Raw genomic sequence first — 214 nt, forward strand, 5'->3', positions numbered from 1 at the left:
GCGGCTTGATCGTATGCATGTTAAGGACGCCGACATCCAGATCGGCTTCTTTCAGCTTTTCAGCGGCCAGAAGGCAATGCCCGACCGTGGTGCCGCTCGAGATCAGCATCACCTCGCGTGGCGGCGTCAGCCAAACGGCCTTGCCGATTTCGAACGTGTAGTCTTCCGTATAGACGACCGGTGCATTGGGCGTGCCGGTCAGGCGGATATAGAC

At 58.9% G+C, this 214-nt stretch carries 1 protein-coding gene; it reads right to left on the reverse strand.

Going from position 1 to position 214, the window contains the following annotated elements; translation table 11 throughout:
• Positions 1-214 (reverse strand): transketolase C-terminal domain-containing protein (locus AF337_RS24555; RefSeq protein WP_280138865.1); only part of this gene is annotated, 214 nt, incomplete at both ends.

The sequence above is a fragment of the Rhizobium ecuadorense genome (genome assembly GCF_001187535.1).
In the GTDB taxonomy this organism is placed as follows: domain Bacteria; phylum Pseudomonadota; class Alphaproteobacteria; order Rhizobiales; family Rhizobiaceae; genus Rhizobium; species Rhizobium ecuadorense.